The 20,136-nt window shown below is 41.9% G+C and carries 18 protein-coding genes; 4 read left to right on the top strand and 14 right to left on the bottom strand.

The features are described 5' to 3' along the window. Positions 1-13 precede the first annotated feature (13 nt). A complete protein-coding gene (gene hmpA / locus IE104_RS16165) occupies positions 14-1,198 on the top strand; it encodes an NO-inducible flavohemoprotein (protein WP_189420399.1) in 1,185 nt (394 codons plus the stop codon). A gap of 126 nt (positions 1,199-1,324) precedes the next feature. Here hmpA and IE104_RS16160 read toward each other — a convergent pair whose 3' ends face one another. Continuing rightward, a complete protein-coding gene (locus tag IE104_RS16160; protein ID WP_189420397.1) occupies positions 1,325-1,858 on the bottom strand; it encodes an NADPH-dependent FMN reductase in 534 nt (177 codons plus the stop codon). 236 nt (positions 1,859-2,094) lie between these two features. Between IE104_RS16160 and IE104_RS16155 the strand changes: the two genes are divergently transcribed. Beyond that, the gene (locus tag IE104_RS16155) at positions 2,095-2,364 is read left to right on the top strand and encodes a GlsB/YeaQ/YmgE family stress response membrane protein (RefSeq protein ID WP_189420396.1); all 270 of its coding nucleotides are present in this window, start codon (positions 2,095-2,097) and stop codon (positions 2,362-2,364) included. 133 nt (positions 2,365-2,497) lie between these two features. Continuing rightward, positions 2,498-3,307: an HAD family hydrolase gene (locus IE104_RS16150; protein ID WP_189420394.1), complete on the top strand. Its 810-nt coding sequence runs from the start codon at positions 2,498-2,500 to the stop codon at positions 3,305-3,307. Positions 3,308-3,358: 51 nt separating this feature from the next. On the opposite strand, the gene IE104_RS16145 is transcribed toward IE104_RS16150, so the two are convergent. The 6 genes from IE104_RS16145 to IE104_RS16120 all read right to left on the bottom strand — a co-directional run bounded on the left by IE104_RS16145 (position 3,359) and on the right by IE104_RS16120 (position 7,766). Next, positions 3,359-3,625 carry a hypothetical protein gene (locus IE104_RS16145; protein WP_189420392.1) on the bottom strand — a complete coding sequence of 89 codons (267 nt, stop codon included), beginning with the start codon at positions 3,623-3,625 and terminating at the stop codon, positions 3,359-3,361. A 21-nt stretch (positions 3,626-3,646) separates the two neighbouring features. Then, a complete protein-coding gene (locus IE104_RS16140) occupies positions 3,647-4,060 on the bottom strand; it encodes a VOC family protein (RefSeq protein WP_189420390.1) in 414 nt (137 codons plus the stop codon). A 355-nt stretch (positions 4,061-4,415) separates the two neighbouring features. Continuing rightward, on the bottom strand, positions 4,416-4,904 hold the full coding sequence (locus IE104_RS16135; protein WP_189420388.1) for a hypothetical protein: 489 nt from the start codon (positions 4,902-4,904) through the stop codon (positions 4,416-4,418). A gap of 26 nt (positions 4,905-4,930) precedes the next feature. Continuing rightward, positions 4,931-5,470 carry a hypothetical protein gene (locus tag IE104_RS16130; RefSeq protein WP_189420386.1) on the bottom strand — a complete coding sequence of 180 codons (540 nt, stop codon included), beginning with the start codon at positions 5,468-5,470 and terminating at the stop codon, positions 4,931-4,933. Positions 5,471-5,526: 56 nt separating this feature from the next. Beyond that, a complete protein-coding gene (locus IE104_RS16125; RefSeq protein ID WP_189420385.1) occupies positions 5,527-7,095 on the bottom strand; it encodes a beta propeller repeat protein in 1,569 nt (522 codons plus the stop codon). Positions 7,096-7,313: 218 nt separating this feature from the next. After that, a complete protein-coding gene (locus IE104_RS16120) occupies positions 7,314-7,766 on the bottom strand; it encodes a very short patch repair endonuclease (RefSeq protein ID WP_189420384.1) in 453 nt (150 codons plus the stop codon). 125 nt (positions 7,767-7,891) lie between these two features. Here IE104_RS16120 and IE104_RS16115 point away from each other — a divergent pair, with 125 nt between their 5' ends. Further along, positions 7,892-9,442, top strand: coding sequence for a DNA cytosine methyltransferase (locus tag IE104_RS16115; RefSeq protein WP_229838020.1), 1,551 nt, complete (start codon positions 7,892-7,894; stop codon positions 9,440-9,442). 36 nt (positions 9,443-9,478) lie between these two features. Here the strand turns inward: IE104_RS16115 and IE104_RS16110 are convergent, their stop codons facing one another. From IE104_RS16110 to IE104_RS16080, 7 genes are all read right to left on the bottom strand, one after another. Further along, positions 9,479-11,317, bottom strand: a complete 1,839-nt coding sequence (locus IE104_RS16110; protein WP_189420383.1) for an AIPR family protein — start codon at positions 11,315-11,317, stop codon at positions 9,479-9,481. After that, positions 11,317-12,285, bottom strand: a complete 969-nt coding sequence (locus IE104_RS16105) for a PD-(D/E)XK motif protein (protein ID WP_229838018.1) — start codon at positions 12,283-12,285, stop codon at positions 11,317-11,319. The genes IE104_RS16110 and IE104_RS16105 overlap by 1 nt, the downstream gene beginning before the upstream one ends. Then, entirely contained in the window at positions 12,275-14,947 is a 2,673-nt protein-coding gene (locus IE104_RS16100) for a Z1 domain-containing protein (protein WP_189420382.1), read from the bottom strand. Before IE104_RS16100 ends, IE104_RS16105 begins: the two co-directional genes overlap by 11 nt. Beyond that, positions 14,940-16,421, bottom strand: a complete 1,482-nt coding sequence (locus IE104_RS16095) for an ATP-binding protein (protein ID WP_189420381.1) — start codon at positions 16,419-16,421, stop codon at positions 14,940-14,942. The genes IE104_RS16100 and IE104_RS16095 overlap by 8 nt, the downstream gene beginning before the upstream one ends. Positions 16,422-16,556: 135 nt before the next feature. Beyond that, positions 16,557-16,979: a hypothetical protein gene (locus IE104_RS16090; protein ID WP_189420380.1), complete on the bottom strand. Its 423-nt coding sequence runs from the start codon at positions 16,977-16,979 to the stop codon at positions 16,557-16,559. 176 nt (positions 16,980-17,155) lie between these two features. Then, on the bottom strand, positions 17,156-17,791 hold the full coding sequence (locus tag IE104_RS16085; RefSeq protein ID WP_189420379.1) for a glutathione S-transferase family protein: 636 nt from the start codon (positions 17,789-17,791) through the stop codon (positions 17,156-17,158). A gap of 214 nt (positions 17,792-18,005) precedes the next feature. Continuing rightward, positions 18,006-19,973, bottom strand: coding sequence for a hybrid sensor histidine kinase/response regulator (locus tag IE104_RS16080; RefSeq protein ID WP_189420378.1), 1,968 nt, complete (start codon positions 19,971-19,973; stop codon positions 18,006-18,008). Between the last annotated feature and the right edge of the window lie 163 nt (positions 19,974-20,136).

The following is a 20,136-nucleotide window of genomic DNA, read 5'->3' as shown; positions in this document are numbered from 1 at the left end:
CCTAGAGGTTGTTATGTTATCTGCTGAACAGATCCAAATCGTCAAAAGTACAGTCCCATTACTTGAAAGCGCTGGCGTCGCCATCACCGAACATTTCTACAAACGCATGTTTAAGGCTAACCCGGAGCTAATGAACATTTTCAATATGAGCAACCAGGTGAATGGCAAACAGCAATTTGCCCTATTCAGCGCCGTAGCCTCCTACGCAAAACATATTGATAACCTTGGCGCTTTGGGCGCCATGGTTGAGCGGGTTGCCCATAAACATGCAAGCTTTATGATCGAGCCCGCCCATTACGATATTGTGGGCCACCACTTGATTGGCACACTCAAGGAACTGGCGCCTCAAGAATTCACCGAACCCGTTGCCGAGGCTTGGACGCAAGCTTACAACATGTTAGCGGGCATTCTGATTGGACGTGAACAGCACCTCTATCAAGACAAGAGCCAAGCCAAAGGGGGCTGGCGTGGTGCGCGCCGTTTTGTGGTGAGCGAGAAAACGGCGGAATCTGAATTGGTATCCAGTTTTGTGTTGACGCCAGAAGATGGCGGAGCGGTTGTCGACTACCAACCCGGCCAATATTTGGGTATCAAGGTCAAGCCTGACCATGCGGACTACGTTGAAATCCGCCAGTATTCCTTGTCAGACCAAGCCAATGGCCGCAGCTACCGCATCAGCGTGAAACGCGAAGAACTGCCGCAAGCTGGCGTGGTATCCAATTATTTACATGACCAGATCCAGGTTGGCGACTCAATAGAAGTCATGCCACCGGGTGGCGATTTTTATTTAAAGTCTTTAACACAACCGACGGTGTTAATTTCTGCAGGTGTAGGGCAAACACCCATGATGGCGATGTTGGAAACGCTGGCCAGCAAACAATCATCCACGCCTATCTGGTACCTGCACGCCTGCGAAAATCCGGCCCAGCATTCATTTGATCAACGCATTCAGGAGTTAAAAGAAAATCACTCTACATTGCATAATCACACCTGGTACAACCAGCCACAACTTAATCACCCATTTAATGGGCTAATGCAACTGGCAGACATCGCCGACGAACTACCTTTGCAAACCGGGCAATTTTATTTATGTGGCCCAACAGGATTTATGAAGTTTGCGAAGGATCAGTTACTGGCGATGGATGTAAAACCCGAATCCATTCATTACGAGGTATTTGGTCCCCATAGTGATTTTTAAAAACAACATGCCATGCGGTTTTCCGCGTGGCATTCTATTGAATGATTTCTTTGCGCAATTGCAACAAACAAAGCCCGTGAAAACGAGATAACAAAAAACTATTCTTAAAAAGAAAAACCGCTGCAATTAGTCACCCTGAGCGGAATTTATTTCTTTGGTAAATTCGTGCAACCCACACCTCAGCAAATCAGCCATTTCATGATGTGCAATAATCTCATTGCAATTCATATTGCTCCCGAGTAAGGGCACAGAAACGCACGCACTCTCAATAATAATGCCCGACATAGTAGTAACAACCTCCCGCAAAGCATCCATAGCAATGTAAGCGCGGGGTGAGGTATTAATGAGCATGATGGGTTTATTAACAAATTCCGGGCCGCTCACCAACCAGTCCAATGCATTTTTTAACACGCCACTTATTCCATGAGCATATTCAGGGCTCGCAATAATCAAACCGTCAGCGGTGGAAAGTAATTTGCGGAGTTCTACAACAGCGGGAATGATTTCCAATTCACGGTCGGGATTAAATAATGGAATTTCATCCAGCAGACCAAAAATAATAATCTCAATATTTTCAGGTGCCAGTCTCTTTAATGCATTGAGCGCAGCGGTGTTGTAAGAGGTCTTCCTTAAGCTGCCTGATATCGCTAAAAAATTCATAAAATTATTCATCCAATGACGTTCAAATATTCATCACAAGACCAACGCGGCCTTAAGCGAAAATAAACTAAACCTTCTACTTATGTTAAACGAAACACAAATTAATTTTCTCGCTTTAGCAGAACGACTAAATATTCCAGCTGTGCGGCAACGTACTGTAATCTATTTGCACAAATCATAGCATTTCTCTCGATGCAATTTTGCATGTACATCAATCGCTAAATGAGGGCTTCACTATGAACTTTATTGTCTGGATTGTCGTAGGGGGTATAATCGGTTGGCTCGCGAGCATAGTTATGAAAACCAATGCGCAGCAGGGCCTTTTTCTAAACGTTGTGGTTGGCATCATCGGTGCGTTTTTAGGTGGCCTGTTTTTAGCGCCATTGTTTGGCACGGGCACTATAAACAGCGATGACTTTAGCTTGTCCGGATTACTCGTTTCGTTTTTAGGCGCAATTATTCTTTTGGCTATTGTTAACCTATTTCGCCGTCGCTCCGCACATTAAAAATGTTGTAATATGCTGCGTTTAAAAAATGGGCTTTTTTAAAAGCCCATTTTTTATGGTGAATTTTGTAAATCACTCGATGACCATATCCCGTTTTAACTACTTCAATACAAAGCCCTATCGAGGATAGCTAATGACCGCCCATTACCAAGCTGTAAACACATTTATCTTCGATATGGACGGAACACTGCTCAACGAGAAACATGAGCTTTCAGAATTAACCATTCGCACACTTAATGAATTGCAGGCACGCAATGCCAATTTGATTATCGCCACCGGCAGGCATATCAACGACATTCGCTGTTACATAGAGCAACTCGGCGGTAGTATCGCAGCCATTACCTGTAATGGCGCTAACATTCATGATATGAATGGCCAACTTGTCGCCAGCCAAAATCTTCCAAGAACAGCAAACGAGGCGTTAATTAACCTCGGCAATCAATTTGATGTATACACCAACCTCTACACACCTGATGAATGGCTTGTCTGCCAGCCTTGCGAAGAAATGCTTAAAGCACACCAGCGCTCAAAATTCTTTTATCGCGAAACCAGTCAGGAAGAAATGTTCGCAGCGCCCGCATTAAAAATTATGTTTTACGGCCAACACAGTGAACTTCTCGCCTTGCGCGAGAAAATAGATCCGGTCATAGCCTCTAGCATGAACGTTACGTTTTCTGACGAAAATTATTTGGAAATTATGCAAAAAAATATTTCCAAAGGTGAAGCACTCAAAGCTCTGCTTCCCACACTGGGAGTTGCGCTAAACCAAACCATGGCATTTGGCGATAGCATGAATGATGTGGAACTCTTCAGAACCGCAGCACACCCAATCCTTATGGAAAACGCAGTCAAAAATTTGAAAGCGCTTTTCCCAATTGCAGAACGCGCGCAAGCAAACTACAAAGATGGCGTGGCGCGTTTTTTAACTGAACACATTTTGTAGCGGTTCAATCACAAGCACAGACGCAAAAATTCTCGTCGCGCTTTAGCCTGGTTACTCGCGCACAAACTTAACAGTTTGCGTTTCCGCATCATACTCGTGAACTAGCCAACCGTGGTTCAGCCAGGCTGTACGGTGGCTCTGGATTTTTGGATACACATTCGTCCACCAGCTCGGCTTTTGCGAAGAAGCAGGCAAGGGCGCGGCAAGAATTTGCTCCGCCTCCGCAAATGTTAAGGTGAGTTTTTTTGCTGAAGCAGGGCGAGTGCGAAACCATTCGTCCAGCGGAAGATATTTAGTAAATTCGGGTTGCTTTGCCACAGTATTCTCCACGTCAGCTTTTTACTGATCACCAGAAGGCATTGCTGATTCATCCATCCACAAAGCTCCCCAAATATGTCCATCGGGATCAGCCATGTCGCGGCAATACATAAAGCCATGATCTTGCACCGGATTAATATCAGCCGTTCCGCCATGCGCAGCTGCCGCTTCGTTCATAGCATCAACAACTTCACGACTTTCGCACGACAAAGAAAATCCTACTTCGCTTGAGGTAGAGGGAGGAATAGGGCGTGTCGTAAAAGTGCGCCACTTTTCGTGCGTAATCAGCATGAGCTTAATAGCCTCACTCCATTCCATACCCGCAGCAGTATCATCCGTAAATTTAGGATTGGGCGTAAAGCCAATGGATTTATAAAAGGCCACAGACGCGTCAAGGTTGGTTACCGGTAAACTTATAAAAATCGTTTTGGTCATGGTTTTTCTCCAGGTTATTGAGGCGACAATTCTTTATTCTGTCTTCTAATAGACGAACGATACACAGCAAATTCGACAGTCACATGGATTATTTTTACAAAACCAACTCAATCCTTTTTTCCCCATGCTGATACGCGTAGATGACAAATAGCCGGCGATACGCCACCCCGAGGCCTCGCCAAAAAATTTGGCGGCGGTTTCAAAATATATTGTGGTTCAAACGTAGAAGGGAATATTTATACGACGAGCCTGGAATATGCAGGGCAGGATTAAGTAGGTCCTCATTCACTAGAGGCAATAGATTTGAGGACCTGTCTTTTTTACGTGGCTGTTTTTTTTGAGTAGCGGTGGTTGGTTACTGCACTACCAATTTGCTGCGCAGCACAGCATCTTTATGTGTAGACGTAGGAAAATCAAAACTACCGTATCCCGCTTTTATAATTGCATCAATAATTGGGCCTTGATTGGAGCTTTTTGGTTCGTTAGGCGTTTTTCGAATCATAAAAAAAGCGGCGCCTTTTTTGTCATCTTTCGGTAAAAATATGCCGCAGTCCCATTTATCGCTCCACGCATTTTCAGGATACTTCGGTGGAACTACACGCATTTCCAAACATTGAGGTGTTAGGCCAATTAAGTAATGTGCCGAAGAATCTTCATAAGCAAGTTTGAAACTACCAGCACTCAGCGTAAAAGTGGCCGATTTTTCTTGAAACTTATAATCCTCTTGCAGCACATAGGTTGTACCATTCTCTACCGTTTTTAAGCTTTTTGGATAAACATGCTTCGCAAACACCACTGATGGTATTAACGATAGAATTAAGATTGATATTAGTTTCACAGACATGTGAAGAAACTCCGGTGCTTTAAATTTTATTTTTGCTTGACCAAGGATCGTAAATCTTTAGCCAATGGATCATCTTTTCGAATTCTTAATTCGTACTGGCCTAACTCCATTTTAATGGCGGCGTTGGTGGCTGCCATTGCAATTGGGCTTGTGCCAATATTAGCTGTTGCATTATTTTTTTGGTCCGCTTGTTTGGAAAGCTTCTCCACTTTTTGCGTCCCGACTACAGTAAATATAACGGCTGGCTGATTAGCGTTACTGGGAACAAAAATGCCACAGTTAGTTGTAGTCCGGTGAAATGCATCAGCTACATCAATTTTAACCATGAAGCAACTTTCAGGCCCCAAGTAATATGTACCTTTTGCATCTTCCTTGGCGGATTCATAAATACCTTTGCGTAAGGTGTATGTTGTAACAGCGCCTGGAATGGTTTCTTTGGCTTCCCTATCCGCATCCAAATAAATGCTTGAAGCTGTTACCGGTGCATTTAATTTTTCTGGATTAACCCCACAGGCTGACAAAGCTATTAGAGGCATCAAACCAAAGCAAGACTTTAGCGTTTTCATTTTATTAGTCCTTATTAACAAAACTGGGCATCGCTGCCCAGTCATTTCTTTAGATGTTAATCAACAATAAATTCAGCTTGCCATTTTTTGTTAGCTTTATCGTAACTAAAAATATTGCCGCCTGGTGCAACACAGAATTGGACTTTATTTTTTTCGTTATGTAAAAGCACGTTGCAGCTGGTTAACCCATCGTAGTCTTTAACCCATTTATTTTTCACAGCATCATAATTGTTAAACTCCGGCGTCGCCGTAAACATACCGGGGCTTATGCGCGTAGCTATACCTTTTGTTTCACTGTCAAAAATAATGTCGTTGATCTGCAATGACGGTGAATCTATTTCTTTCCAGCTTTGGCCTGCATTGGTGGATATGTAGGTATCAGAGAAAGCACCGGCTGCAAGCCAAGCGGTGATGATTTGCGAGTTCGGCGTAACGTGGAATCCGTTGACTTTTTTCTCTTTGGAAATATCCGTTATTTGATTGGTTTTAAGATCAAGACTAAACAAACTCACAGGAACTATAAACACATACTTGTCTTGCAACTGTTCGCCACGGATTTGCAAAATGCCGCCCTGTTGCGAAGCGGGAATATCGTGATTATAAAGTTGCGTGAGGTCATTAAGACCAGCTTGCGTGCCACTATACAAACGCACATTCTTCAGTGGCTTAAACGCCCAGGGGCTTTCTGCATATTGCCCGGTAATGACAATGTTGCGCTCTTTAAGGCAATCAATATCCAAAACAGATTCCGCGCTGCCAAAATCTTTTACTTGCACCCAGGTTGCGCCGCCATCGCGAGACATTTTTAAAATGCCATTGGCATAGCCTGCCACTAAATTATTTCCGCACACTTCCACCGCCGTAACAGGGTAAAGGCTCGCTGTATCCAGGCTGGACCAAACACCCGAAGAGCTTCTAACTCTTACTTGTCCAAAATCAGCGCCGAAGTATAAATTTCCTTTTGCGTCTATTGGTGTTTCATCAGTTGATGGTGCGGAACCGCTTTTGGCTATTTTGAAAAAATCCTGTGGATTTTTTGTAGCAAGCAATTGTTTATTTAGCGAAGGTTTAACGACCTTGCGTTGGTACTCATTCATGATGTCGACAATTAATCCAAGCCCGGTGGAAGGCGCAACTTCTTTCAAAATTGGAGGAACTGTTTGCGGCGCCCAACTAATCGGCTCCGATGTTGCGAGTTGCGCAGAAAATTCACGTAACGGTGCTTGTACAGCCGTTTCAGTTTCTTTGAGCTTAACCGGCAATATCACATATTGATAACCACCTAAGGACATAGGGATGAGGCTACCCAAATCAGTGACTTGGCCGACCTTAACAGTAAATGTTTGATACTCGCCCCATGGAGTGGTGCCCCACTGACTTATTTTATATTCACCCGGCGGCAACCAACGCCCCCAACCATTTGCCTCAGAGCGCGACAAAAGAGTGTAAGTCTCTTTAGTACCAACACGCGCAACCGTTAATTGATTACCAGCACCAGTTTTGGGGAAATAAGCAAATACATAACCTTGGGTTTTAGCAAGAAGATTTGCATCCTGCGTTACGGGCGCGGTTGCGCAACCCAGCAGCATAAGTGTTATAAATAGACCTAAAGCAATTTTTTTCATTATTAATCCTTTTTAAAGTTTTACTGTTATTGATGTTTTCTAGAGCTGGATGGTGTGGTTAATGAATTATTATTTTTTAATCGACCCGAGTATCTTGATTATAACTTCAAGCCTAAAAATTAGGGAGTCGCCATTTTCGCGAAAGCGAGACTAAAGTACCGGGTACTTTGAACAACCAGAGGTTGACGTGAAAGGCGAACAATGTGAGTAATCCAGCGTTACTTCTTACCCTCAATTTCAGCGTTTTGTGAATCATATTGAATCCAGTTAGCCGCTGTATGAATCACTTCATCTAAATTTCGACGTGTTTTCCCTTTTAAAGCGCACTCCCAAATTACTAATACTTTCCAACCAAGCTTCGTAAGCTTTTCAAGGTTAACTTCATCGCGGATTTTATTGGAGTTTATTTTTTCTTTCCAAAACTCTGGCCTACTGGAAGGCCACTTGAATAAATGACAATTATGGACATGCCAAAAGCACCCATTAACAAAAATTACAGAATTAAATTTTGGAAAAACTAAATCTGGCCTTCCTGGTAAATCCTTTCGGTGCAATTGATAACGGAAGCCAAGTTTATATAAGCCTCTACGAATTAATAGCTCGCCTTTGGTATCTTTATTTTTGATACCAGCCATCATTGAAGATCTTTTGGATTTATCTACTATGTCCATAGTCACAATCTTGTGGTTAAGTAAGATATTTTCGTAAAAAGGCCTACATTTATAAGCCGCCCGTCCCTGGAAAAAGATCGAAATCCTGTTATCCTGCACCCTTTCAATTATATTCTACTTTTATAATGTCAACTCAAATCAAAATAATTGATCTTTTCGCAGGTCCGGGCGGGCTCGGAGAAGGCTTTTCTGCATACAAAGATAAAAAAACCGAGAAGCATCCATTTTCTATTGCTATATCTGTTGAAAAGGAAGCCAGTGCTCACAAAACACTACAGCTACGATCTTTCTTTCGCAAGTTTCCTGATGGGCAAGCCCCTCATGAATACTATCAGTATGTAAGTGGAAAAATTTCACGCGAAGAATTATTTGAAGCCTATCCAAAGGAAGCTAAAGCCGCGCAAGAAGAAACTCTTCATGGGCCGCGCGCTTTAGGTGAAGATAATAAATATATTTATGAGCAAATAGAAAATGCTCTAAAAAATCACAAAGGTAAAACAATCGTCATTGGAGGACCACCATGTCAAGCTTATTCGCTTGTAGGCCGTGCCAGAAATATGGGGATTGTTGGTTATGAAGCCAAAAATGATCCTAAACATTTTCTGTATAAAGAATACTTAAGCATTCTTTCATTAGTGAATCCTGAAGTTTTTGTAATGGAAAACGTTAAAGGTATTCTTTCATCAACGGTGGATGGCGAAAAGATATTTCCAAAAATATTGAATGATTTAAAGTGCCCCGGGAAATCCGTGGGGAACAAAACTGGAAATCGATATAAAATTTATTCTTTTGTTAAAGCAGCAGCTGATTCTACTGATCCCACCTATGAGGACAATTCTGATTTTATTATCCGTGCGGAAGACTACGGAATTCCTCAAGCCAGGCACAGAGTAATTCTTTTAGGTGTCAGAGAAGATATTAAAAAAATTCCTGGGCAGTTAGCCACCAAGGATGAAGTAAATATTGAAAAAATCATTGGCGATTTGCCAGTTCTTAGAAGTGGACTCTCAAAAGAAGGTGATAGCCATGAGAAATGGTACGACATAGTCGGTGAAATCGCTAAAAAACTATCATCTAAACTTAAGAAAGAAGGCTGTAAAGAACTCGCCGAAAAAATTCCGCTTTACTCTTCGCAAGATCTAAAAGTGGAAAGTCGTGGCCTAAGAGCAATTCAAATTAACCGTTCTGTTGTAAAGAGTGTGCCACCAGAGTTAAAAGACTGGTACAAAGATGAAAATTTGAAGTATGTTTTAAATCACGAAACTCGCGGACATATTGTAGAAGACTTGGAACGTTATTATTTCTGTTCAAGTTTCGCCATAGCTTTCGCCAACCGTGAAAACCCAAATCCTAAATCGCATGAATTTCCAAAATTTTTAGCTCCCAAACACAAAAACTGGGCGTCAGGAAAATTTTCTGACCGTTTCCGTGTGCAAGCGAAAGGAAGATATGCGACAACAATAACTAGCCATATTTCAAAAGATGGGCACTACTTTATTCATTATGATCCGCTTCAATGTCGCAGCTTGACTGTTCGCGAAGCGGCACGTATCCAAACATTTCCTGATAATTATTTTTTTGAAGGAAATCGCACGCAACAATATGTTCAGGTAGGAAACGCCGTGCCGCCGTTTTTAGCAAATAAGTTGGCTGAAATAGTTTACGATTTATTGTAAAGGATATTAATTTTGTCAAGCTCAGGGAAATGTTATTTACGCAGTTAAATCTGCTTTTCTTCTTTCTAAAATATTGTCAGTTGAAACTAGCTGGCTAAAAAATTTAGGTAATATTTTATTGGTAATTAGCTCGGCAGAATCAGTTAATTGCTTCCAGCAAGCCTCTCTCTTGCACCATTCTGAAATATTTGAAATTCCATGAGGAGGCTTAATGATGATGCCATTTACCGCTTCTGCGATAGTTGATATGGCATTTTCTAGAGCAGCATCAATTTCTTGTTCGTTCCAAATTTTTAAATAATCGATAGACTCTTTTTTACGCTTAGTAATTTCACCAAGCATTGCCAGTGTATAAGCCACGATATTTGCTCGGTATCCTCCGTTATACCAATTTTGGTTGGATACGATTCGTTCGGTGTTTCGAAAAATTATTGCTCGTGCTACCGCTCGCTTATAATAAAATTCATTAAATGAATCGGATGATTTTTCCCACTCCCTGCCAATTCTCTCGGCATATTGTTTGAAATTTTTTTGTGACCCTAAATTTACCCATTTTGGATGGTCATCCCAGATATTCTCATATTTTGCTAGATCAGTTTTAGTAAACATTTGAGGCTTTGGATGTTCAGCCTTGAAGCGGCGTTGTTCAGCGAGACTGAGTTTTGACTGCTGATCCGCATATTGACCACGAGTCCGTTCATAAAACCAACGAGTTTCACGTTGTGATCCAGATTTTGCCGGAGCCCAAAGACGCCTGGAAAATCCCTCCATTCGAACATGAAATGGATGATTTGAAAAAAAGTCGGCTGCATTTACTTTATTCTGCGTGTTTGCATATTCTGAAATCTTTGGTACAACAACATCACTTTGCTGGCTATCTATTACGGATAGCTTCATTTGAACAAATATCTGTGAAAGATCCGCTTTGTCTCGCTTCTTGGTATGGAATAGTGAAGCTGTAGTTTGACCACCATTAACAATCTGAAGATCAACAATTTTTGTAATCACTAGACCGGAATCTGTTACGCTTTTCTCAATACTTTGAGCGGTAGCTGTAATCCCGTTGTTGTAAGCGAAAAACATATAGGGTTCTTTTAAAATCGTTTCTCGTATCCCTTTGTTCACAGTACCTCGCGCCTGCAAGAATGTTCGAACGTTTTGTTCTAACAAACGAGCACCATATTTGTCGTAGAGCACCGCTAGAACATCTGCTGGCATTACCATTAGATATGATTGATAGCTATGAGTTGTTAAATGAGCGGGAAGTGAGGCGATACCTTTGCCAAACATCTGCACGAAATCCAGATCTAACGCTTCTTTATGATTTTTGGAGCTTTGTTGCCTATGTATTCGTGATATGTCCCATATATGGTGAGTTACAGGAATACCGGCAACTAGGGCATTGGGTAGCTCTTGAATTTTCTCGCTCAAAGAGCGTTCAGAAAATAGAAATAAGTTAACTTTGTAAATACTATCTATTCTGTCAGCAATCTGTCTTGCAAGTCCGTATTCTGGAGAGGTAACTTCCAGACTCTGCGCTAATCCTTTATTAGTACTTGCTTCGAGGAAGCTTATAAGGCGTTTGAATAAAACAGCAACTTCGGTTCTGCTTAGTGAGGTAAGTTCTACGCGATTATCAAAATCAGCAATAAATAGAGCTAAATTTCCTTCATCGTCAAACCAGTAACCGTCCACGCGCATCCCACGTTGTGCACGAAAGTGGCAAACTTCAAAGCCCTCGCTAAAACCAGTTTCTATAAGTTCATTTGCGACTTTTTCCATAAATTCCGAAAGAAAAAAACTTCCATTAGCCTCGGCACTTGAAAGTAATTCTTGACGGAAATCGTGAAAAAATTCTTCTTTTGTCTGTTCCATTAGATGCCCTTAAATATCAACCGCTCATCGCACTTATGTGATGCGATATTCTCCAGCTTTAAATAATAACTAACATTGGTGACTCCAGCCGGAAGCTGGGAGCGAATTAAACGAGGAAAATCATTATCAATTTTATATGTGTTTACCTCGCTAATCACAAATCTAGGAAGATCATATTGTGGTATTGGTACATACCCATAAGCTGCTAGTTTTTTATCAAAAGCATCTATTGCCTCAGCGTCTTTAAGTTTTATATATGTGATATTGATCGCCTCATTTAAAGATTTGGCTGCAGGTGACTTTGTTTGTGCGCTAAGCCTATATATACGAAGAAACAAAAAATCGTTTACCGATTCTAACTGATCTTCAGATGATATACACACCACGCCTCGCTCAATACCAGATATGGATTTAACTTCAATACTGGTGTTCCCAAAAATGAAATCATGATGTGATCTCTCCGCACCAAGCCAAGAGGCAACTGCATCATTGCTTGCAATGTCCTGATCAAGTAACTCTGATAAAAAAGTAATTTCTGCAAATAAACCACGTACTTCCTCAACTGAAAGTTGCTGGCTGTGTCCCGCCAAAAACGCCTTCCAGCGGCGAAGATGCGAAAGTGATATGGCTAATGAGGACGCAGAGTCCGTGGCATTCCTTAGAGAAACAATAAGCGCTTTGCAAAGTGCTTCAAAAATATCTCGATCAACTTGTTTTTCGAGAGAAAGTATAATTCGCTGCTGTTCATGCCCTCCTGACCGAAGATCAATGTTGATGCCATTTACTGTAATAAAATCCTTTCTAAATTGAAGCGTATGATCGCCTTCGAGCTCAATTATAAAAAGGCAATTTCCTCTAGGGTCGCGAGCCCAATAGCAAGGTGCAACAGTTCTTTCGGATATTTGACGGACATTAAAATCTTTTTCAGGAATATTGATTTCATCCCATGGTGAGATATTAATCATCATGATCATCCTCGTCAGGATTGTCTGAATATCCCGTCATTTGTTGAAGCCATATTTTGTTTACTACTACATTGATAGTTGTTTTTTGATCTCCATATGGAAAGCTAATTCCGAAAGCCGCAATTGGGCCTTGTACAATATCTCCCTTGGGTGCAAGGCTATGTATCATCAAAAGAGGTTTATTTCGAATCATTCGATAGTGAGTATCTGAGACGGCAATTTTTTCGATTGTGCAATCAAGCTCTTCTTCGCTTCCAGCAGCAGCTTTCTTTCTTGCTTGCTCTATTTGATCGTCGCTAAGTCCTAGCTGCTCATCCCCACGAGAAGCAACTCTACCTTTATTTAAATGCCATCCATTGCCTTTTGGCTGATTAGGGCCAACCGCTCGCTCCTGGTTATTCAACGCAAAAGGCTTCGAACTTTGCGTTCCACGTGCTGGAGAAATTAGTACAACATCCGCTAGCGGATATTTTCCTTTAACCCGGTCGAGATAATCTTTAACGGCTGATTTCGTGGATGAAATAGATGCATGACATTCGAATCGAACTAAAAACTCATTTAGTATCTCGATAGCTACGTCGCGATAAATTGGACCTTTTTTTGTAGATTCTTCCTTGCAGCCACCAAATCTGCCTTGCCAAAGCTCAGTAATCAAAGAGAAATTCTTGGCGTTAACCTCTGGATCAATTGAGACAATATGACTTTCCCATATTCTTCCACTGTAGCTTTGTTCTACTGTAACTTTTTCACCAAACCGCATTTTGTTTGCAGCTGTAATCAGTAAGGTGTCGGGATGTGATCGAACGTATAAACCAAAGTCTTTCGGACTAAGTTTGTCCCTTCTCATTTGTCTAACTTGTTGGATAAGTTCTTCAGCAGCATCAGCAATATGTGAGTACCACTCAATAGAGTCATAAGATAAATGGACGCGACAAAGATCTTCATAACTAGGTCTGTAACCAAACCATCGCCCCATCTGCATTAATGAGTCATACATTTTTGTATTGCGATACATGTAACTTATAGTTAAGCCCTCAATTGTCAATCCGCGCGAAAGGCTGAATCCGCCAACTGCAATTGCAGTTAAGCCAACCCCCTCATTTTCATAACGTTTGAAATCAAGAATTTCATCGCTCTTACTGTTAATTACATATAAATGAAGGTTATCAAAGACACTGTTAAGCGCAGCTTTTACTTCAGGCCAAGTAAATCCAACACTAGCATACTCGTTTTCAAAAACTTGCTTTAATTCCTGCATATACATGTTTTTGGAAGAAATTCCCTCATCCATTGCATAATTAGCAATGACGGCTTGCCGTATCAGTTTTTCTCTGAGGCTTAGAAAGTCTCGCACTGCGTTCTGAATCGGGACAAATCGAGAAACATTGATCATCATTGAGCAATGTTTATTGGCCTGCCCCCGGAGATTCCTAATTGCGCGAGCAATAATAAATTCATTTAGCGCTCGGTAGAGGCTCTGTGGAAGCTCAGAGATAAGATCATCTCGTTTGTGTGAGTATGGAATTAGGTCTTCACAATCATCTATCGGTCTCACTATCCGTGAGCTTGTAGTCTCATTGAGAAAGACCTTTTCTGGACCGAAATAAGTTGTTGGTGCATCGAGACAATAAATGAAGTCACGAGGAAATAGATCTTCACTCACACCTTCACCGTAAGCATCGGGATTTATAAAGATATTAGCGAACGGTGTAGCGGTATATCCTACATAGCATGATTTGGCAAATAGACTCAATATTTCCCTCATCTTTGCATTTGTCTTGGTCGGATCTAGATCTTCTTTATTTGTATTGATTGATGCATTGTCTGCTTCATCATCAATCATTAGCATAGGGATATCACGGATACGACCATCATTGGTTGCGTTTAACTCTTTTAGCCATTTATATAGAGCGGTGAGCGTTGTTACGTTTTTCTTAATTATTAAAATTGTTGGGTTAACTTGATTATTAATTTTCCAGCCACTCTTCGCAGCGGTATTTTTATTGAAGTCTTCGTTAACGTTGGTGAGTGTTGCGGGATGCGGATAGTCAGATGTAAGACCTACACCAATATAGCGACGATCATCGGGATCGCTTGAGCGGCCAATAAATGCTTCGTCGATTCGTTGTTGTGTTTGTTTGCGCAAGTTATTATGAATGCCCGCGATAACAATAATGAACTTATAGCCTGTATCCGCTGCTCTAGCTATTAAACCTGTGTAATTCGCAGTCTTACCCGACTGAACATGGCCGATAACAAGACCGCGTCGACTCCAAGTTGAACCTTCACTTGATGGGTCTTGCAGATGCCCGAGAATACGGTTAGTTACATCGCTTAATGATTGAACCATTTGTGGTGGCCAGCTTTCTTCGCGAAGAAATTGCTCATATGCATGGGTGTAAGTCCACTTGATGTTTTCACGCTTATGAACCCATTGATCATCGTGTTTTGCTGTTACATCGATAAGTGAAACTCCGGCTCCCATACGGGTATCAATCGCTATCATTACTTCTGTGATTATGTTAGTGAGCTCATCTGTGTAATTAAGAAGATCAGCGAGCTGTTTTGCTGTTTCTCTAACTTGTTCTTTTGTCGGTATTTCATTTTTATATTTAGCTGCTAAACCTGATATGAGCGTATTGGTGAAATGCTGTGTTTTAGTCATAAAGTTTCTCAAATAAAAATTTTTCTACAAGTTCCAATTGACTATCGAAAAGATGTGTTGAAAGTACTATCTGAATAAACTCATCAGGATTGCCAGCGCCACTACTATAAATTGTTTCCCACAATTTTTTTAACTTCTCTATAACCAGATGCTCATCTATTTTTTGTCTATTAATTTCTCGAGGGCTAGTCGAATAATCGGAATAAATCATCTCTAATGGTACTGAGGTAGCAATTGCATCAAGCAAAACCTTAAGTGATTCTCTTTCTTTTGGTGCTATTTTTGACTCCAGAGCTGCAATCACAGGATGTTGTTTGTTAATAGCGAAGCGTATGCCGCCATGATCAGCATATCGTTCCCACATTGGGGCTTGGTCTTCTTGAAAAAGCTTCTGTCCGCGACCACGATGTACTGTCACACTTCGATTGACAATCTTGGTAATTATCTGTCGAAGACGTTCGCGTACAATTAATGGAGGGCGAGCACGTGATTTTTTTATATCAATTGTCCACTCTTCATCTAGATTATTAGGAAAATCAATCCGCACTCTTGCCAATTTAGTTGCTTCACCTTTAGGGACCAATCTAAACCAGTCGCCCCATGCCATAAGTCGCCCATTTCTATAAACGTAACCTCCTTGATTAGAAATGAAGTCGCTACGACTTTGATAATAATCATATTCAGATGCAGACAACCGACTATGATGCGGCAAAACATAAGGTTGTATACGAACCTCTGCATCGCCAATACGAATTATTTCTTCGGGCAATAATTGGGTAGCGGGATTTTTTCTGCAAAAAGGATCAAAAGCTTTGAGCGAGTGCCCATTAATAGTTAAGGAGATTTTCGGCTGACCTTTTACTTCCCCGGAAATAAATCTATGGAATACGAGAGATAAATGCCTATTAACTGCTTCCAGTTTTTCATTGACGATTTCATCGCGACGACTTCCTGATTCATCTTCAAATAATCGATCAAGCTCTCTCCAAATAACAGCAGTACCTTGTTTGGTGAGTCGTTCAACGTAAGGTAATGAATTAATATCTGTTTGGTCGAGAATAGATAAAATCCAGTCATCAGCTTTATCAATTCGATCAAGATTCCATTCAGCCCCATTAATCGAAGATTCTTTAGCGCTTACAACAGTTAAAGAGCGACACTGGGAAAATGAGGCAGTTTTTAGGCCTAAACCAAAGCGTCCGAGATCTTTAGGCGAGCGTTTTTGCTGTGGATTAATTGTTCCATGACGCATTGCACTTAACAGTTCTACATGCGTCATTCCCTTTCCGTTGTCTAGAATCACAACAACGGGATCATTTCCAGATATGTCACAAATGATGTCGATTTTATCTGCATTAGCGGAAATACTATTATCGATTAAATCTGCAATTGCAGTTTCAAGAGAATATCCGAGATCTCTCATTGAAGCGGAAAGACAAGCAGCACTTGGTGGGTGTAGGCAGTCACGAGCCATATATTATTCCTGTAAACTACTATTGGCGCAATTTTCCACTATAGCCGAAGATTTAAAATATTACATGCTATTACACGGAGTCCATTTATATAGAGTTAGAAGATCCTCTCTCGCTGTAATTTTGCTCCTAGTTCGTTAGATAGTGAGAAATGCAGCGAGCAGATAAACCAACATAGCAAGAATTGGCATTATTGGTAAATAAAGCATTAGCTTCTTATTGAGCAGAATGCAGGAAATTGCGGGCAGCATGGGGCAATAGGTAATAACTAAATTTTCATTAAAGCTTTTGATTAAACCGGAAGCTTCATTTTCGCTTTTACAAGGCGCCCCACCAAACATATAAATTGTGTTTGATTTGAAGGATTTTCCATTTAGCTCATATTTGTATAGAACATCCAATTTAAAAAGCTTTCTGCGATTTATTTCTAACGCGTGATAATCAGCTTTTTCAAGAAGCCCTTCGACTTGCGGCCAATACGTAGACCAAACTAATATTCCCCACATTACAATTGATGCCACGCTTACCAGTATTAATAAAATTGTAATTAAATTCGTCATTTCTCTTAGCGCTCCAGCTAATTCTATTTTTCGTTATTGGTCTCAGATTTCGATCATATCCATTGTATGCGGGATAATACCTGTGCTTGGAATGTTTCGTCTGGATTTAAGGTCCAAAAGCCAACGAAATTGTCTAGCAAATAAAAATGATTTTTTGCGAGTTTAAATGAACGGCTTTATGGATTATTCGCCGCATATTGCGCAGCAAAAGCGCGCTGGTAGGCGGGCCGAGCTTCGCCGCGTGCGACGTAAGCTGCAAGGTTTGGAAATTCATTTAGGATTGCCGATGGCCTTAATCTTAGTAGTACGGATACCATCATTAAATCGCCGGCGCTGAATGCGCCTTGCAGCCATTCGTTATCGCCAAGGTAATTGGACAGTTGTGTGAGGCGGTTGCGAATGCGCTCTGCTACTAAAGGTATTCGTTCGTTAGCCCATGGCTTATCGCCCTCAAAAATTTTTGCGGTTACTAATTCCAGAATGGGTGGCTCTATGGTGTTGACTGCTGCAAACATCCAACTGATGGAGCGTGCTCGAGTGTTGTCGTTTGGCAGTAAGCCTGCGTAAGTTTGTGCGATGTGTAAAACAATGGCTCCTGTTTCAAACAGGGCAATATCGCCTTCTTCGTAAGTGGGGATTTGGCCAAAGGGTTGCAGCGCAAGGTGCGCGGGTTCTTTCATTGCCTGAAAGGATAAATAGCGAACCTGATATGGCTGGCCCACTTCTTCAAGCGCCCAGCGCACGCGTGTGTCGCGCGCTAAACCTTTGCCGCCGTCGGGTGATTTTTCAAACGCTGTAATGGTGATTGTCATGTCGGTTCCCTCTCGGTTTAACTAAGGATGATCAAATGAACAGCGGGAAAAGTGGAAGCAAAAATAATTAAGCGTGCGAGTGCAATCTAGCCCAATATAATCAACAAATACGGATTAAATCTTTTTTCGCAAATAACCGCGTTGTTTTTAACATCAGCAACGGCGGTTGTTTGTATATGTTTTTATTTAACAAACCATCTGCTGCTTACAGCTATCAATCTTTTGTTGCGACGGGTGTCGCTAACAATTCCATCAACTTGGTAAGGTCAACAGGTTTTACGAAATGCTCGTTAAATCCTGCTTGTGCAGATTTACGTCTGTCTTCATCTTGGCCCCAACCGGTTAGCGCAATAATTAAAATATTTTCTGCCCATGGATGTTTGCGAATTTGTTGGCAGGTTTCAAAGCCATTTAAATTAGGCATGCCTATGTCTAGCAAGATGGCATCCGGGCGTTGCGCATTTGCCACAACAACGGCTTGTTCTCCATCATGCACTACAAAAATTTCATTACCCATTAACCTTAAAAATTCCGCCAGGGTGTTTGCGCTATCGACATTATCATCGGCAATGAGAATGCGTTTTTTTGCCGTGGGTTTTTCTACGTTTTTTGATGCTGCAAGTGTTGGTGCTTCATCAATAACAATTGGCAAACGCACGATAAACTCACTGCCTTTACCTAACCCTTCACTAAAGGCTTCAATGTTGCCGCCGTGGAGTTCAACCAAACGCTTGGTTAAGGTAAGACCAATGCCCAAGCCACTTCGTGATCGCTCCAGGGATTGGTCGACTTGCGAAAATATTTCGAAAATAGTTTTAAGCATCGTGGGAGGAATGCCGATACCGTTGTCTTCTACGGTTATTGTCAGGCTGCGATTATTGGTGTGAACATCCAAACTTATGTGGCCATTTTTGTTGGTGAACTTGCAGGCGTTGACGAGCAAGTTGCTTAGCACTTGGGATAACCGAACCGGATCAGCATTTAAATAAATGGGTTGGCTAGGCAGATTAACGGTAATTTTGTGGCTTGCCGCTTCTGCTAATGGTTTACAAATTTCGAGCGATTGTTGAACCACTGACGACAACTCGATGCGCTCACGGCTCAGTTCAATTTTTCCCTGGCTTATGCGGCTCACGTCGAGCAATTCATCCACGAGTCGCACGAGGTGTGAAAGCTGTCGCTCAATAATGTTGGTTGCCTGTCCCAATACTTCTGGTTTGCTTTGTGCAAATTTTAACATTGACGCGGCGTTGCCAATGGGAGCGAGAGGGTTGCGCAACTCATGAGCCAAGGTTGCGATGAATTCGTCTTTACGTTTATCTGCTTCACGTTCGCGTTGTTCCTGACGGCGCAAATCTTGTAATGCCTTCCACATTAATAAGACTGAACCGCACATCAAGGCCGCTGCGCCTAAGGCCCGGCTCGTGCCAAGATCAAATAAACCGAGCTCGTATCCTTTGACTCGAAGCCAAATGAGCAGCGGAATCATAAGAATCAAAATCGGCAGAACTTTTCTTGCCATTGCACCGGCGCTTGAGCGTTCGATTAATAAAAGCATTGGCTGGTGTTGCGGGGCGCTCATGATCAAACTCACTGCTAGCGTCATTAGCATTGCCGCGCTCGGTAGGGAAATAGCTGAGAGCCAGGGTATAGCGTAAAAATTGCGCGCGCCAAACATGTAACCTAAAAGCGAGAACATCATAAGCAGCACGACAAAAAGAGCGAGACCAGGAACGAGCCGACACAAATTATTTTTACGCGCTCCCAATAACGCTAGTGAGATGCCAATGATGACAAACGATATTGATGCCGGTGGGCCAAAGCGGCCTGGTGCCATGGTAGCGGCGCGACCCCATTCGCGACCAAAGAGCAGCTGATGATTAAAACCAAAATCTGCGTCAACCATGTATTGCAGCAAATTGAGTGCTCCAATAAAGGCAACAAATCCGCCCAGTAAAATGGTGGACTTAAAATATTCATATTGCAGTAACAATACTGCGGCACCAGCTAGCGCGATCAATACAGTTGTATTGGGTTGAATTGAAATACCGTCATTCAGCCAGTCTGTAAGGCGTGGGATATCCAGGGCCCAACCACTGAATGAAATAACACCGGCTATTAATGTGCATAAGCCTAAAGCTGATGTGAATCGTTGCAGCCAACGCAGATCATGTTCAGTCACGCTTCACCCCGCATCTTGCGGTTGGTTAAATATTTGTTTAACAACTTGGAGTTCCGTTTATGAAATCTTGAGGGCCATGCGCACATGGCTAATTAATTTGGTGCCAAAAGCGATCAATCGGCGCAATTATACAAGTAATGATTTGGCTACCCGTGCGACAGAC

The organism is Cellvibrio zantedeschiae (assembly GCF_014652535.1).
Lineage (GTDB): Bacteria > Pseudomonadota > Gammaproteobacteria > Pseudomonadales > Cellvibrionaceae > Cellvibrio > Cellvibrio zantedeschiae.
This window is presented reverse-complemented; position numbering and strand designations above follow the sequence as displayed.

Coding starts and splice junctions, on each gene's coding strand:
- hmpA (WP_189420399.1), top strand. CDS start 14: ATGTTATCTGCTGAACAGATCCAAATCGTCAAAAGTACAGTCCCATTA.
- IE104_RS16160 (WP_189420397.1), bottom strand. CDS start 1,858: ATGAATTTTTTAGCGATATCAGGCAGCTTAAGGAAGACCTCTTACAAC.
- IE104_RS16155 (WP_189420396.1), top strand. CDS start 2,095: ATGAACTTTATTGTCTGGATTGTCGTAGGGGGTATAATCGGTTGGCTC.
- IE104_RS16150 (WP_189420394.1), top strand. CDS start 2,498: ATGACCGCCCATTACCAAGCTGTAAACACATTTATCTTCGATATGGAC.
- IE104_RS16140 (WP_189420390.1), bottom strand. CDS start 4,060: ATGACCAAAACGATTTTTATAAGTTTACCGGTAACCAACCTTGACGCG.
- IE104_RS16135 (WP_189420388.1), bottom strand. CDS start 4,904: ATGTCTGTGAAACTAATATCAATCTTAATTCTATCGTTAATACCATCA.
- IE104_RS16130 (WP_189420386.1), bottom strand. CDS start 5,470: ATGAAAACGCTAAAGTCTTGCTTTGGTTTGATGCCTCTAATAGCTTTG.
- IE104_RS16125 (WP_189420385.1), bottom strand. CDS start 7,095: ATGAAAAAAATTGCTTTAGGTCTATTTATAACACTTATGCTGCTGGGT.
- IE104_RS16120 (WP_189420384.1), bottom strand. CDS start 7,766: ATGGACATAGTAGATAAATCCAAAAGATCTTCAATGATGGCTGGTATC.
- IE104_RS16115 (WP_229838020.1), top strand. CDS start 7,892: ATGTCAACTCAAATCAAAATAATTGATCTTTTCGCAGGTCCGGGCGGG.
- IE104_RS16110 (WP_189420383.1), bottom strand. CDS start 11,317: ATGGAACAGACAAAAGAAGAATTTTTTCACGATTTCCGTCAAGAATTA.
- IE104_RS16105 (WP_229838018.1), bottom strand. CDS start 12,285: ATGATGATTAATATCTCACCATGGGATGAAATCAATATTCCTGAAAAA.
- IE104_RS16100 (WP_189420382.1), bottom strand. CDS start 14,947: ATGACTAAAACACAGCATTTCACCAATACGCTCATATCAGGTTTAGCA.
- IE104_RS16095 (WP_189420381.1), bottom strand. CDS start 16,421: ATGGCTCGTGACTGCCTACACCCACCAAGTGCTGCTTGTCTTTCCGCT.
- IE104_RS16090 (WP_189420380.1), bottom strand. CDS start 16,979: ATGACGAATTTAATTACAATTTTATTAATACTGGTAAGCGTGGCATCA.
- IE104_RS16085 (WP_189420379.1), bottom strand. CDS start 17,791: ATGACAATCACCATTACAGCGTTTGAAAAATCACCCGACGGCGGCAAA.